The organism is Nevskia ramosa DSM 11499, from assembly GCF_000420645.1.
GTDB classification, from domain to species: domain Bacteria; phylum Pseudomonadota; class Gammaproteobacteria; order Nevskiales; family Nevskiaceae; genus Nevskia; species Nevskia ramosa.
The window spans coordinates 80,055-94,828 of sequence record NZ_ATVI01000009.1 but is presented as its reverse complement, the minus strand read 5'-3'; the positions used below and the strand labels follow the sequence as shown (position 1 = coordinate 94,828).

At 65.5% G+C, this 14,774-nt stretch carries 12 protein-coding genes; 7 read left to right on the top strand and 5 right to left on the bottom strand.

Translation table 11 applies throughout. The features are described 5' to 3' along the window. Window positions 1–24 precede the first annotated feature (24 nt). The 3 genes from G513_RS0115700 to uvrA all read right to left on the bottom strand — a co-directional run bounded on the left by G513_RS0115700 (window position 25) and on the right by uvrA (window position 4,495). A complete protein-coding gene (locus tag G513_RS0115700; RefSeq protein WP_022977810.1) occupies window positions 25–333 on the bottom strand; it encodes a DUF8220 family protein in 309 nt (102 codons plus the stop codon). A gap of 15 nt (window positions 334–348) precedes the next feature. Next, on the bottom strand, window positions 349–1,488 hold the full coding sequence (locus G513_RS23470) for a Rieske 2Fe-2S domain-containing protein (RefSeq protein WP_022977809.1): 1,140 nt from the start codon (window positions 1,486–1,488) through the stop codon (window positions 349–351). 175 nt (window positions 1,489–1,663) lie between these two features. Continuing rightward, window positions 1,664–4,495, bottom strand: coding sequence for an excinuclease ABC subunit UvrA (gene uvrA, locus G513_RS0115690; protein ID WP_022977808.1), 2,832 nt, complete (start codon window positions 4,493–4,495; stop codon window positions 1,664–1,666). Window positions 4,496–4,576: 81 nt separating this feature from the next. Here uvrA and G513_RS25080 point away from each other — a divergent pair, with 81 nt between their 5' ends. Beyond that, complete coding sequence (locus tag G513_RS25080; RefSeq protein WP_156891726.1) at window positions 4,577–5,617, top strand: ELM1/GtrOC1 family putative glycosyltransferase; 1,041 nt, start codon at window positions 4,577–4,579, stop codon at window positions 5,615–5,617. A gap of 1 nt (window position 5,618) precedes the next feature. Here G513_RS25080 and G513_RS0115680 read toward each other — a convergent pair whose 3' ends face one another. Next, a complete protein-coding gene (locus G513_RS0115680; protein ID WP_022977806.1) occupies window positions 5,619–6,518 on the bottom strand; it encodes a glycosyltransferase family protein in 900 nt (299 codons plus the stop codon). Window positions 6,519–6,588: 70 nt separating this feature from the next. On the opposite strand from G513_RS0115680, the gene G513_RS23455 reads away from it, so the two are divergent. The 6 genes from G513_RS23455 (at window position 6,589) to ssb (ending at window position 13,326) form a co-directional block, all read left to right on the top strand. After that, on the top strand, window positions 6,589–7,482 hold the full coding sequence (locus G513_RS23455) for a hypothetical protein (protein ID WP_022977805.1): 894 nt from the start codon (window positions 6,589–6,591) through the stop codon (window positions 7,480–7,482). 53 nt (window positions 7,483–7,535) lie between these two features. Beyond that, window positions 7,536–9,275, top strand: a complete 1,740-nt coding sequence (locus G513_RS23450) for an ABC transporter ATP-binding protein (protein ID WP_022977804.1) — start codon at window positions 7,536–7,538, stop codon at window positions 9,273–9,275. Next, a complete protein-coding gene (locus tag G513_RS0115665) occupies window positions 9,265–10,383 on the top strand; it encodes a hypothetical protein (protein ID WP_022977803.1) in 1,119 nt (372 codons plus the stop codon). Before G513_RS23450 ends, G513_RS0115665 begins: the two co-directional genes overlap by 11 nt. Window positions 10,384–10,473: 90 nt before the next feature. After that, on the top strand, window positions 10,474–11,610 hold the full coding sequence (locus G513_RS0115660; protein WP_022977802.1) for a hypothetical protein: 1,137 nt from the start codon (window positions 10,474–10,476) through the stop codon (window positions 11,608–11,610). Continuing rightward, complete coding sequence (locus tag G513_RS23445; protein ID WP_022977801.1) at window positions 11,607–12,809, top strand: MFS transporter; 1,203 nt, start codon at window positions 11,607–11,609, stop codon at window positions 12,807–12,809. The genes G513_RS0115660 and G513_RS23445 overlap by 4 nt, the downstream gene beginning before the upstream one ends. A gap of 16 nt (window positions 12,810–12,825) precedes the next feature. Beyond that, window positions 12,826–13,326, top strand: coding sequence for a single-stranded DNA-binding protein (gene ssb / locus G513_RS0115650; protein ID WP_022977800.1), 501 nt, complete (start codon window positions 12,826–12,828; stop codon window positions 13,324–13,326). Between the two features lie 68 nt (window positions 13,327–13,394). Here the strand turns inward: ssb and G513_RS0115645 are convergent, their stop codons facing one another. Continuing rightward, a complete protein-coding gene (locus tag G513_RS0115645; RefSeq protein ID WP_022977799.1) occupies window positions 13,395–14,762 on the bottom strand; it encodes an efflux transporter outer membrane subunit in 1,368 nt (455 codons plus the stop codon). Window positions 14,763–14,774: the final 12 nt, after the last annotated feature.

Here is a 14,774-nt window from a genome sequence, read left to right as displayed (position 1 = left end):
CGCTTTCCCGATCTACTCGGGCTCTCAGCGAAGCCGGCTACCATCTGGATTGATTGCTTCTTCATCTGCACGCGTGGGGTAATAAATTTTCTTCTCTTCTAGTTCGTAGAAGAGAAGCCCATGAATGCCTTGAGCTTCGCGCTTCAGTACACGCCGAGTCCAGATTAGAGCAAACGCAGCGTCCAAAATCGCTGCATCTCCACGCTCGTAGACCTCATCAATAAAGGCAACGTCATGGCCGGAGGGAAAGATGAGATCGAACTCATCGTCTGTGACAGAAAAGATGTCGTATACAGCGTTCTGCGCGCCGTCGAAGACTTGGATGTTCTTCATTCGCGGTAACGCCAGTTAGACCCGCGGCAAATCCGCCAACCGAATCGGCGCCCCAGTCTTGGCATAAGCCTCCACCGGCACACTCTTATCAATCAACAACTCCCGCAACAACTGAATCGCCGGAAAGATCTCCTGATTCCAGTCCTCGCCCTGCGCATCGAACGCCGCCTGCTCCGCTTCTACGATATGCGTGTCCTGGCCGAAGATGCCGTTGGTGAAGGCAACGATGAACGGCCAGATCACGTGGATCATTCCCGGGATCGGAGGCTTGCGGATCATCATCAGGCCGTAGGTCTGGTTCTTCCGCTGCGCTGAGTCGGTGGGCCAGTAGCAGTTCCAGAGATCAAGTGCCGGCTCATCAACCGGGCTGCCGGCGGTCCAGAACTGCAGGGTCTGGTACGGGTACTGGGTGCGGATGGTCATCTTGTCGATGGAGCCATCGCTGACCTTGGCAGCGCCCCTGCGGTTGATCATGAAACGCTCGCCGAGCGGCTGTTTGCCGGCGGCGCGGGAGAAGGTGTAGTCGCATTCCACCCAGCCATCGCCGCTGCGCAGGTCGATCATCGTGGCGCGGATCGAGCCCATCAGGCTGCGATGCAGGAACTGATGGTTCATGTCCATCAGGTTCTCGTGCATGAAGCTCCAGTGGCAGCCGATGGTCCGGTCCAGCGTGCGGGTCTTGTACTCGGACTTGGCGAACGTGGAGACATCCGGGAACGCGCCATAACCGGCGGCCGAGAGATCGCCCGGATAGACGAACACGAAGCCGTAGGCCTCGCGCACCGGGTAGCTCCTGACGCCGTTCGGCAACTGCTTGCCTTCATCGAGATACGGCACGTTGACGCAGGCACCGCTGCGGTCGTAAGTCCAGCAGTGGTAGTGGCACTGCAGACGTTCGCCACGGACGACGCCGAGGCTCAGCGGCACCTGGCGATGCGCGCAGCGATCTTCCAGCGCGAACAGATCACCCTTCTCCGGCCGCACCAGCGCGATCGGTTCGCCGGCGAAACTGACGGCCAGTGATTTGCCGGCCTTCAGCTGTTTTGAGCGTGCCAGCGGATACCAGAAGTTCGGATCGAGGCCGGACTTGCGCAGGTCGGCGGCTTCGCGCTTCGGTGCGGGGGCGTGGCGGCGGAGGGCGGTGATCGAGGACATGAGTAAAGCTCCGGAAAGATTCAAATTTTCGGAAAAGAGCCTAGCACGAGGCCTTTGGCGGCTACTTCCTCCCCCGCTTGCGGGGGAGGATTGAGGTGGGGGCGGTTGGGTTCTACGCTGAAGTCAAACGCCCCCATCCCGGCCTTCCCCGCAAGCGGGGGAAGGGGAACTGCGGTCATCCCTTCAGCAAAGGCTTCAGGAAGCGCCCGGTATGAGAGCGCTTGTTCTTGGCGATGTCTTCCGGCGTGCCGGCCGCGACGATCTCGCCGCCGCCGCTGCCGCCTTCCGGGCCCATGTCGATCAGCCAGTCGGCGCGCTTGATCACATCGAGGTTGTGCTCGATGACGACCACGGTGTTGCCGGCATCGCGCAGGCGATCGAGCACCTTCAGCAGCTGGGCGACATCGTGGAAATGCAGGCCGGTGGTCGGTTCGTCGAGGATGTACAAGGTCCGCCCGGTGTCGCGCTTCGACAGTTCCTTGGCCAGCTTGACGCGCTGCGCTTCACCACCAGACAGAGTCGTCGCGTTCTGGCCGAGCTTCACGTAGGAAAGGCCCACGTCGAGCAGGGTTTCCAGCTTGCGGGCCAGTGCCGGCACGGGCTTGAACAGTGCCAGCGCGTCTTCGATGGTGAGATCGAGCACGTCGTTGATGCTCTTGCCCTTGTAGCGAATCTCCAGGGTTTCACGATTGTAGCGCTTGCCCTTGCAGGTATCGCAGGTGACGTAGACATCGGGCAGGAAGTGCATTTCCACCTTGATGACGCCATCACCCTCGCAGGTCTCGCAGCGGCCGCCCTTGACGTTGAAGCTGAAGCGTCCGGCTTCGTAGCCGCGTTCGCGGGACTGCGGCACCTGCGAGAACAGCTCGCGGATCGGCGTGAACAAGCCGGTGTAGGTCGCCGGGTTCGAGCGCGGCGTGCGGCCGATCGGCGATTGATCGATGTCGATGACCTTGTCGAGATGCTCCAGGCCTTCGATGCTGTCGCAGGCCGCGTGACGAGTGCCGGCATTGTTCAGCGCCCGCGCCGCGTAACCGAGCAGGGTGTCGTTGATCAGGGTCGACTTGCCGGAGCCGGAGACGCCGGTGACGCAGGTCATCAGGCCGATCGGAATCTCGGCGGTGACGCCCTTCAGATTGTTGCCGCGGGCGTTGCGCAGCACGATCTGCTTCTTCGGGTCGCGCTTGCCGCGAACCTTCGGCACCGGAATGCCCTCCGTGCCGGACAGGTAACGGCCAGTCAGCGATTTCGGATTGGCGATCACCTGCGCGGGCGTGCCCTGGGCGACGATATGACCGCCGTGGACGCCGGCACCGGGGCCGATGTCGACGACGTAATCGGCCTGGCGGATCGCTTCCTCGTCGTGCTCGACGACGATCACCGTGTTGCCGATGTCGCGCAGATGGACGAGCGTCTTCAGCAGGCGTTCGTTGTCGCGCTGATGCAGGCCGATGCTCGGTTCATCAAGCACGTAGAGCACGCCGACCAGGCCAGCGCCGATCTGCGAGGCCAGACGGATGCGCTGCGCTTCGCCGCCGGACAGCGTCTCCGCCGAGCGCGACAAGGTCAGATAGTCGAGGCCGACATTGTTCAGGAAGCCGAGGCGCGCGCTGATCTCCTTGAGGATCTTGTCGGCGATCTCGCCCTTGTGGCCGGGCAGGCTCAACTTTTGGAAATGCGCCTCGGCATCGCGCACCGATTTCGAGACCACGGTCGGCAGGCTGGTGCCATCGACGAAGACATGGCGCGCCGAGCGATTCAGGCGCTCGCCCATGCATTCCGGGCACGGCTTGTCAGACAGATACTTGGCCAACTCCTCGCGCACCGCCGCCGATTCGGTTTCCTTGTAGCGGCGCTCCAGATTCGGCAGCACGCCCTCGAACTTGTGGATGCGGGTGACCACCTTGCCGCGTTCGTCCGGGTACTCGAAGGCGATCTTGTCGTCGCCGGAGCCGTACAGAACGGCATTGCGCGCCTTCTCCGGCAGCTTCTGGAATGGCTTGTCGGTATCGAATTTGTAGTGTTTGGCCAGTGACGAAACCAGCGCCCAGTAATAGGGATTGCGGCGATCCCAGCCGCGGATCGCGCCGTCGGCGAGCGAGGCGTCCGGATGGGTGACGACCCTGTCCGGATCGAATACCTGCAGCACGCCCAGGCCATCGCAGCTGGCGCAGGCGCCGCTCGGCGAATTGAACGAGAACAGGCGCGGTTCGAGGTCTTCCAGCGAGTAGCCGCAGTGCGGGCAGGCCATGCGGGCGCTGAAGGTGATGTCCGGCGTCGCGGCGGCAGTCGTGTGCGGGGCAACCAGCGCCAGACCATCGGACAAGCGCAGCGCGGTCTCGAAGGATTCAGTGATCCGCTGCTTGATGTCGGGTCTGACTTTGAAGCGATCGACGACGATCTCGATGTCGTGCTTCAGCTTGCGGTTCAGGGTCGGCGCTTCGTCCAGTTCGTAAACCTTGCCGTCGATGCGCGCGCGGACGAAACCCTGGGCGCGCATCTGATCGAACCACTCGGCGTGCTCGCCCTTGCGACCGCGAACCACCGGTGCCAGCAGCATCCAGGCCGATTCGGCCGGCAGCGCCAGCACATGGTCGACCATCTGCGAAACGCTCTGCGCTTCCAGCGCCACCGCAGGATGATCCGGGCAGTAGGCAGTGCCGACTCTGGCATAGAGCAGGCGCAGGTAATCGTAGATTTCGGTGACCGTGCCGACCGTCGAACGCGGGTTATGCGAGGTCGATTTCTGCTCGATCGAGATCGCCGGGCTCAGGCCTTCGATCGAATCGACATCCGGCTTCTGCATCATCGACAGGAACTGCCGCGCATACGCCGACAGGCTCTCGACATAGCGGCGCTGGCCTTCGGCATACAAGGTGTCGAACGCCAGCGAGGACTTGCCGGAACCGGACAGCCCGGTGATGACGATCAGCTTGTCTCGCGGCAGCTCCAGCGAGATGTTCTTCAGGTTGTGCGTGCGCGCACCGCGGATGCGGATCGAATCCATGACGGGAAAGATTAGTGAACGCTGGGGGCAATCGAGCACTATACGGAACTTGCCGCCCTACCCGCCCATGCTCGAGTGACCGTGACTGATTTTCCGTCCCGCGAAGCGCGCGCGCGCCAGCCGCTGGTCTGGCTGATGATCGGCAGCAATGCCGGCGAGACCGGCCAGCTCCGTGTGCTGGGCAGGGCCCTGGGTTGGCCATGCATCGAGAAATCGATAGCCGCGCCTGGTCTGGCTCCGGCGATCGGCCAAGCCTGGCCGGATCTGGTGATCTCGTTCGGCAAGAGTCTGCGTGCCGCAACAAAAGTGGTCGCGCGCAGCGATCGGCGCACCCGGCTGGTGCACCTCGGGCGACCGCGTTGGGTCCGGACCGACGCGATCGATCTGATCATCCCGATGCCGCAGGATCGGCTGCCGGCTGCCGCCAACGTCCTGCCGATCCGCATGTCCTTCAACGACCGGATCGGCCTGCCCGATGCCGTTCCAGTCGACTCATCGGCCGGCGGCTGGCAGGACCTGCCGCGGCCTTGGACGGTAGTGCTGGTCGGCGGCGCCACCCGGCATTTCCGCTTCGACGAAGACGACGCCTGCAAGCTCGGCACGCTGGCCAGCCAGCACGCTCAGGCAGGCGGCGGCAGCCTGCTGGTCACCACCAGCCCGCGCACCGGTGCCGGCACCGCGCAGGCCTTGCGGTCGGCGTTGCAGGCCCCGCATTTCCTCTACGAGTACCGCCGCGGCGACGACGCCAATCCGCTGCCGGCCTGGCTGCAGCAGGCCGACGATCTGATCGTCACCGGCGACAGCGCCTCGATGCTCGCCGAAGCCTGGCGCACCGGCCGGCCGGTGCAGGTGCTGCCGCTCGCCGGCCACAGCACACCGACGCGTCGCTGGTTGTCCCGCCTGCAGCAGCGTTGTCCGCCAGCGCTCTATGCGTTCCTGCTGAAGCGCGGCATCGTCGCCGCGCCGGTTGATCTCGCCAGTTGGATTGCCGAGCGCATTGCCGAGGGCGATTTCGCTGTTCTCGGCCAGAGCGACGGCAATCGCCAGCGATCGCTACGCGCCGATGACGATCTGGCACGAGCCGTGGCCAGAATCAAGAGCCTGCTGCTCGACCGTCTCTAGCTCAGCCGGCGCGGCGCGCCAGCTCGACGCATGCCAACGCATCAGGTCGCAGATGGCGTTGCGCGATCTCGTCCTTCAGGAATTGCTGCGAGAAAACGCCGAGATCGAGGCACTCACCGACCAGTCGGAAAAAGTGCTGCTGCTGGGCCGGATCGGGATGCGTCTTGTAGCGGCCGTTCGGCGCATCGCCGGCCACCAGCTGATTGCCGACCCGGCGCAGGCGCTGCTTGATCCGCTGCAGACGGCTGCGGCCATTGGTCACGAACTCCGCCGGCAGGCCGCTCTTCCAGGGCTGGGTCTTGCGGTTGGTGTTGTGCAGCATGCGGGTGTCCGGTGCCAGCCGATCGAAATCGTTCCAGACCGTTTCCAGCGCGCCGACCGAACCGGCGGGCTCGTCGAGCAGCCACATCCAGTCCCGATAGTCGCGGTTGCCCTCGAACAATTCGCCGAACTGCCGCTCCGCCTGCCAGTGCGAAAGCTTCGCGCAATCGAGCACCATGACGCTCGATGCGAAATGCTCCGGTTCGCCGGCCTTGGCCGGAATCGCGCGCGCCAGCACCGCATGCGACTGCAGGTCCCGCTCCAGCAGTTCGTTGATATCGCCGATCGCGAAGATATCCGGATCGATGACCACCGCCCGCCCCTGATAGCCCATCTCGGCCGGCACCGCGAAACGCAGCGGCGTGAACGACTGCAGGTCATTGGCATCCCAGACCACGGGCAAGCCTTCGCGCCGATAACTCTGGCCGTGGCGCTGCTGGATGAAGGCGTGGTGCTCGGCCTCGATCAGGCGCACGTCGAAACGCTCGGGATGGGCGCTGTTGCGCTTCAGCGCGTGGCGGGCCACCTGCGCGCCCACGATCTGGCGGGCGTTGGTGTGGATGAAGACGGTAGGACGCATGCTGGCCAGTGGGTTCAGATCGAAGACGCACAGATCATCGTGGATTTTATTGCATCATGCGGTGCAGAAAATGTCCGTTCCGCCCGAGATCGTCCCCATCCGCACGTTCGCCGCAGTCACCACCTGCCATGCCGCCGGCTATGCCGAGCATGGGCGGCGCATGGTCGAAACCTTCCGCGAGCACTGGCCAGCCGAAGTTCCCCTGCTGCTGTATGCCGAAGGCTTCGTGCCGGACCCGGCCCCGGGTCTGCAGGTGCATGACCTGCTGGCCGACTGTCCGGCGCTGGTCGCTTTCAAGGCCCGTCACGCCAACAACCCGCTGGCGCACGGCAAGACTCGCCGTTTCCGCCCGAAGCTGGCACTGAAGGCGAAGCCGCCTTGGATCAAGATCAAGGGCCGCAACTGGGGCGCGGGCTATCGCTGGAACGCGGTGCGCTTTGCCCACAAGGTCTACGCGATCCTCCACGCCGCCCGCCAGGTCGACGCCGACGTGCTGATCTGGATCGATGCCGATACCGCCTTCTTCGCCGATGTCGATCTCGCCCGGCTGGAGCGCTACATGCCACCGGATCGGATGGTCGGTTTCCTGGAACGGCCGCGCAACACGCATACGGAATGCGGCTTCGTCAGCTACAACCTGCGGCATCCCGGAATCCAGCGCTTCCTGGACGAGTTCGAGGCGATGTACACGAACGACGAGTTGTTCGACGAGTACGAGTTCCACGACTCCTTCCTGTTCGATGTCGTGCGCCGCCGGGCCGAGGCGCGCGGCGACCTGGGCCATGACATCGCCGAGGGCATCGGCCATCGTGCCAGCCACGTGCTGATCAATTCCTCGCTTGGCGAATTCATGGATCACATGAAGGGTAATCGCAAGGAAGCCGGCACCAGCCGCGCCGACGATCTGGTGGTCAAGCGCGATGAAGCCTACTGGCAGCGCATGAAGAAACCGGATCAACCCTGAAGCGATCGCTGCAGCCGCACCGTCATTCACGCCTCCCACGATTCAAGCGATTCATGTCGACCCGTTCTCCCGTCTCCGAACATTCAGGCTCGCGCTCCCTGCTGAGGATCGCCGCGGCCATTCCCCTGCGCCGCAACATCGTGGTGATGCTGTGCCTGTCGTTCGCGAGCATCGCCGAAGGCATCGGTATCGCCACCCTGCTGCCGCTGATCGCGGTGCTCGGTGATGACGGCTCGAAAACCAATGCGCTGAGCAAGGGCGTGCTGGGCGTCCTCGATCGCCTCCACCTGCCGCACGATCCGGCAATCCTGCTCGGCATCATCGCCGCCGGCATGCTGCTCAAGGCCGGCCTGATGCTGCTCGCGCTGCGCCAGGTCGGTCATGCGGTGGCCGATGTCGCGGCCGGCATGCGGCTGGGCCTGATCGAAGCGCTGCTGCATGCCCGCTGGAGCTATTACGTGCGCCAGCCGGTCGGCCGTTTCTCCGGCGCTCTCGGCGGCGAGGCGACGCGGGCCGGCGAGGCTTACAACGCGATGAGCCTGATGTTTTCCCTGTCGGTGCAGGCGCTGGTCTATCTGCTGGTCGCCGCCCTCGCCTCGTGGAAGCTGGCGCTGCTGGCGATCCTGGTCAGCCTGATCATGATCGGCTCGCTGAACCGCCTGCTGGCCGTCGCCAAGCAGAACGCCCGGGTGCAGAGCGGACGCCTGCAGTCCCTGCTGGTGCGGCTGACCGATGTGCTGGTCGGCATCAAACCGATGAAGGCGATGGCGCGACACGCGCGCTTCAACACCCTGTTCCAGCAGGATCTGAAAGCCATCCGCAAGGCTTCACGCCGGCAGGTATTCTCGAAGAACGCCAACAAGGCGCTGCAGGAACCGATCCTCGCGCTGTGCCTGAGCATCGGCATCTTCGGCGCGCTGCGGGTGATGCAACTGCCGATCGGCGAAGTGCTGATCATGAGCCTGCTGCTGGCCAAGATCGTCTCGATCGTCGGCAAGGCGCAGCAGGAATTGCAGAACGTCTACGCCGCCGAGAGCGGCTTCTTCCTGGTCCGGCAAGCGATCGAGGACACCCGGCAGGCGCGCGAAAACGCCCACGGCGGACTAGCCCCGACCTTCACCGAGGAACTGCGCTTCCGCGACGTCTCGTTCGCTTTCGATGGTCACCGGATCCTGCGCAACGGCAGCTTCATGCTGAAGGCCGGCGAAGTGGCGGCGCTGACCGGCCCGTCGGGCGCCGGCAAGACCACCCTGGTCGATCTGCTGCTCGGCCTGCATCAGCCGGATGCCGGCGAGATCCTGATCGACGGCGTGCCGCTCGACCAGCTCGACCTGATGCGCTGGCGCTCACTGACCGGCTACGTGCCGCAGGAACTGATGCTGTTCAACGACAGCATCGCCACCAATGTCACGCTCGGCGCACCTGAATTCAGCCGCGACGATGTCGAGCGCGCGCTACGCCAAGCCGGAGCCTGGGATTTCGTCGCCCGCTTGCCGGAAGGCATCGACACCAGCGTCGGCGAGCGCGGCAGCATGCTGTCCGGCGGTCAGCGCCAGCGCATCGCCATCGCCCGGGCGCTGGTCCATCAGCCGCGCCTGCTGATCCTCGACGAAGCCACCAGCGCGCTCGATCCGGGCACCGAAGCCGGCATCGTCGACAACGTCTGCACGCTGGCCCGCAGCACCGGGCTGTCGGTGCTGTCGATCTCGCATCACGCTGCCTGGGTGGACGCGGCCGAACGGGTGATTCGTCTCGAAGGCGGAGTTCTGACCGAGATCCAGGTTGGCGTCTGAGGACGGCGACAGGCCTCATCTGCTGTTCGCGCCGTACTACAAGTGGGGCGGCAGCAGCGAGTTCGTTCGGGCTGTGACCCTGGCCCAGGCTGCGCAGCGACGCTGGCCGGCGGCGACCATCGAATTCCTGTTGCCCGGCGGCGCCGAAACCCGGCACGACTGCCCGTTCCCCGTCACTTTCAACGAGGCGCATCTCGACAAGCCGTCGAGGATCCGCTTCCTGAACCGGGAAATCAGCGAACGCCGCCCGCATCTGGTGATCTTCGACTGCTACAGCCATCCGGCGGTGCTCGATCAGTGCCGCGCCGTCGGTGCACGCACCGCCTATGTCGCCGACCAGCCGGGAACCTGCAAGCGCGCCTTCGAATGGCCCTGGCTGTGGCGGCTCGATGCGCACTGGCAGCAGCGCCCTTATCTGACCTTGCAGGCATTCACGCCCGGACAGCAGCTGCTGACGGCGATCAGCAGCACGCGGCGCGCGATCTTCGATAGCTACTTCGACGATCTGCTGTCCGACCTCGGCGAACTGCCGCCGGAAATCCTGGCACGCATCGATCAGCCGTTTGCCTTGCTGGTGCCGGGCGGCGGCGGTTATCGGGTCGATGGCCGCTATGTCGGCGACATCTTCCATGCCGCCGCGGAACGGCTGCATGCGGCCACCGGCCTCGATGCGATTACCGTCCTCGGGCCACTGCACCAGGGGCCGATTCCGGCGGGACGGACGCTGGCGATCAAGGCGCTGCCCCTGCCCCAGTTGCTGGCGCTGATGCGCCGAGCCCGGATCATCGTCACCAACGGCGCCACCGGTGCGCTGCATCAGGCGCTGGCCTGCGGCGCCGCCTGCGTCGCTTCGCCCCTCGGCGGTTCCGATCAGCCGGAACGAATCAGGCGTTATGTCGGGGCCGGTCTGCTGCACGCGGCGGCACCGGAGGCCGCAGCGCTGGCGAAGGCCGCCGAAAGATTGCTGACGGCCGACGGAGACGCGATCCGCAAACGCGTCTCCGCCCTGAAGCCGGTCAACGGCATTCCGCTGATGATTCGCCTGATCGAAGAGCAGCTCGCTTTGCGCGCTGATCGCAACGGATCGAAGGCGAGCGGCGCAGGGTAAACGGCTACCATAGCGGCCAACTCCGGCACCCCGATTGGCCCGCCGAGCACTGCTTCACGCCGCCCCCGCGGCGTCTTCCCGCGCCTCCGAATGAAAGTCGTCTTTCCGTACATCGCGCAGACCCACCAGATTCCGCACAGCTTCCCGATCGCTGCCGAACTGGCGACGCAGCGGCCGGACTGGGCGGTGCATATCGCCTGCTCCACCGACGAGCAGGAGCGTCTGGTCCGGCGGCTGATGGGCTTGTACCCGAACGCCCGGCTGCGCATCGATCGTCTGCGGATCAGCTGGCTGCAGCGCCTTTATCAGCGCCTGCGCGGCGAAGGCATTCCGCCGAAGACCCTGGTGCTGATCGGCAATCGTCGCTATTTCCGCCGCTTCGATGCCCTGGTGGTGCCCGAGCGCACCTCGCTGCTGCTGAAGAAGCTGCATCTGCCGAAGCTCCGGATGATCTGGACCAACCACGGCGCGCCGGGCCGCGCCGTGACTTACGCCGACGACCTGATCGAGTTCGATTACGTGCTGCTGGCCGGCGAGCAGCAGGCAGCGCGGATGCGCGAACAGGGCACCCTGCGTGAAGGCCGCTATCACGCCGGCTGCTACGCGAAGTTCGATCTCGTCGACCGCCTCGATGCCCAGCGCCGCCGGCTGTTCGACAACGATCGCCCGACGGTGCTCTACAACCCGCATTTCGAAGCCGGCCTGTCGTCTTGGCCGAAGCATGGTTTCGCGGTGCTCGAGCACTTCGCGCAGTCGAAGGGCTGGAACCTGATCTTCGCGCCACACATCCGCCTGTTCGATCGCCGCGATCCTGCCACCCAGGCGCAGCTCGATCGCTACCGGACCTTGCCGCATGTGCTGATCGATACCGGCAGCGATGCCTCGATCGACATGACCTACACCCAGGCCGCCGATGTCTACCTCGGCGACGTGTCGAGCCAGATCGCCGAATTCATGGTTCGGCCCAGACCTTGCTTGTTCATCAACAGCCACGACGCTGCGTGGCAGAACTCGCCGGACTATCTGTTCTGGCAGCTCGGAACCGTGATCGCCAACGTCGACGATCTGGACGTGGCCCTCAGCGATGCAGTCGCCAACCACGGCCACTGGATCGAACGCCAACGCCAATACTTTCGCGACACCTTCGACGCCGACCCGGAAACCATAGGCCGTTCGGCCGCCGCGGGCGCCGCTGCCATTGCGAGCTTCCTGGAAACCAGCCGATGAATCGCGACGAAATACGCGCTACCGCAGGCCTCAGCGTCATTTATTCGCTGCGCATGCTCGGCATGTTCATGATCTTGCCGGTGTTCGCGCTGTACGCGCGCGACTTGCCGGTACCGGCCACCGCCTTGCAGATCGGCCTGGCGATCGGCCTCTACGGCCTGATCCAGGCGGCGCTGCAGATTCCGTTCGGCTGGCTGTCGGATCGCATCGGCCGCAAGCCGGTGATGGTCGGTGGGCTGGCGCTGTTCGCGCTCGGCAGCGCGCTGGCCGGCGCCACCCACGACATCCACTGGATCATGGCCGGCCGCGCGCTGCAGGGCGCCGGTGCGATCTCCGGTGCGGCATCCGCCTGGCTGGCTGACGTCACCCGGCCGCAGGTGCGCAGCACGGCGATGGCGATCCTCGGCGCCGGGCTCGGCGTCTCGTTCATCCTGGCGCTGGTGCTCGGGCCGATCGTCGCCGGTTTCATCGGCGTGTCCGGCATCTTCGATCTGACCGCCGTGCTCGCCACCGCGGCGATTCCGCTGGTGATCTGGGGTATTCCGGCAGCACCGAAGCTGCCGCCGGCCGGCCCACCGGCCTCGATCCGCGCCGCCCTCGCCGATCCGCAATTGCTGCGGCTCGACGCCGGCATCTTCCTGCTCCACGCGACGATGACCGCCGTGTTCGTGGCCTCGCCGCTGGCGCTGGAGAAAACCCTCGGCCTCGCCGGCGACGAGCACTGGAAGGTCTGGCTGCCGCTGCTGCTGGTGTCGATCGTGCCGGTGTTTCCGCTGTTCCGGATCGTCGAAAAGCGCCAGATCGCCAAGCCGATGTTCATCGGCGCGGTCACCGCCCTGACGGTGGCGATGCTGCTGGCAGCCGGCGCCTGGCAATCGAAGCCCGGCCTGGTCGCCGCCCTGTTCCTGTTCTTCCTCGGTTTCAACTACCTGGAAGGTGCCCTGCCGTCACTGATTTCCCGGAGAGTGCCGCCGGAACGCAAGGGCGCGGCGCTCGGCGTCTACTCCAGCGCCCAGTTCCTCGGCGGCTTCGCCGGCGGCTCGCTCGGAGGCATCACGCTGGGGCACTTCGGCGTATCCGGTGTCTACGCGACTGCCGGCGCGCTCGCCGCGATCTGGCTGATAATAGTTGCGACGGGGGCATCCGGCCTGGCGGTTGCCGACCGCGCAATCCCGGCCCCGGAACACACGACAAATTGAGTAGCAAGGAGGCGATATGGCATCACGCGGCGTAAACAAGGTCATCCTGATCGGCAACCTCGGCAAGGACCCTGAAGTGAAGTACTTCCCGAACGGCGATGCGTTCTGCAACCTGACCCTCGCCACCTCGGAGTCGTGGAACGACAAGGCCTCCGGCGAAAAGAAGGAAAAGACCGAGTGGCACAACGTGGTGTTCACGCGAAAGCTCGCGGAGATCGCCGGCCAGTACCTGAAGAAGGGCGCCAAGGTCTACGTCGAAGGCTCGCTGCGCACCCGCAAGTGGCAGGACAAGGAAGGCCAGGATCGCTACACCACCGAAATCCTGGTCAACGACATGCAGATGCTCGACGGCCGCAGCGGTGGAGGCGGTGGCGGCGGCATGAGCGACGACGACTACAGCCAGTCGCCGCCGACCCGTACCTCGCCACCGGCCCGCAGCAGCGCGCCGTCGCGCGCACCGCAGCCGCAGGCAGCACCGGCGGCCGAGCACTTCGAGGATGACGACATCCCGTTCTGATCCGGCCTGCGTTGGCGTTATCAATAACCCCCTGGCGACAGGGGGTTGTTTTTTGTCCGCCCGATGGCTCAGTAACCGCCACCCAGCGCCTTGAACAAGCCGATCGCCGCGGTCTGCTGTGCGAGGGAGGCCTGCACCAGGCTGTCTTCGGAACTGAGCCGGGTGCGCTGAGCGTCGAGCAGGGTCAGCAGGTCGTCGGCGCCGGCGTCGTAGCGGGTGCGGGCCAGCTGGTAGGCCAGCCGCGCCTGTTCGGTGGATTGCTGCAGCAGTGCGGCGCGCTGTTCGTTGGTGCCGACGGCGACCAGATTGTCTTCGACGTCCTTGAGCGCCAGCAGCACGGTCTGGGCGTAGTTCTCGACCAATTCCCGCTGCTGCGCTTCGGCGATCCGGACCTGGCTCTGCAAACGGCCGCCGTTGAAGATGGTCTGCGACAGCGATGCGGCGAGCGACAGCAAGGTGCTGCTGCCGCTGGTGATCAGGCCGTTGAAGCCGGCGGAGGCCGACAGCGACACGCTGGGCAGCAGTGCCGCACGCGCCACGCCGATATCGGCATTGGCGGCGATCAGCGAGCTTTCCGAAGCGCGGATATCCGGCCGCTGCAGCAGCAGGCTGGCCGGCGTGTCGACGGCGATCTCCGGCACGTTCAGCCCGGCGAGCGTGGTCGCGGCTACCGTGAAGCCGCCCGGTGCGCGGCCGAGCAGCACGGCCAGCGCGTGGTGGGTCTGCTCCAGGCTCAGGCGCAGCGACGGCAGGCTGGCTTCGATGTTGAGCAAGGTGGTTCTCTGCTGGGCCAGCTCCAACGCATTGGCACCGCCGTTGTCGTAACGCAGCTGGACCAGACGCAGCAGTTCGGCGGCGGCGGCGCGGTTTTCCTCGGTCAGCGCCAGGCGATCCTTCAGCGACAGGATCAGGAAGTAGTTGCTGGCCACATCGCCCTGCAGCACCAGCGCCACGGCATTGCCGTTGTAGCCGCTGGCATCGAGCCGCGCCCGCGCCGCCGCGGCGGTCGCCCGGTTGGCGCCCCAGAGATCGAGTTCGTAGGACGCGCTGAGCGTCGCCTGGCTGTTCTCGCTGGTGTCGTTGCCACCGCTACGGCTGGTGGAGGCCGAAGCCGATCCCGTGACCAGAGGCACCAGGTTGGCGCGGGCGGCGCGGGCACTGGCGCGGGACTGTTCGATGCGCGCCAGTGCCGCGGCCAGATCGTGATTGGCGGCCAGCGCCTCAGTCATCAGCTGATCGAGTTCGGCGCTGCCGAATCGCTGCCACCACTGGGGAGCGACCGGCACTGCTTCGGCACTGGCTTCGTCGGCCCTATCACTGGCTTGCGCGTAGCGCTCAGGCAGCGGCAGCTCGGGCTGGGTCAGAGTCGGCGTCAAGCTGCAGCCGGCGAGCAACAGCGCGGCGGCAGCGAATGTCAGACAGGTGAAGTTTTTCATGGCTGGTTCTTC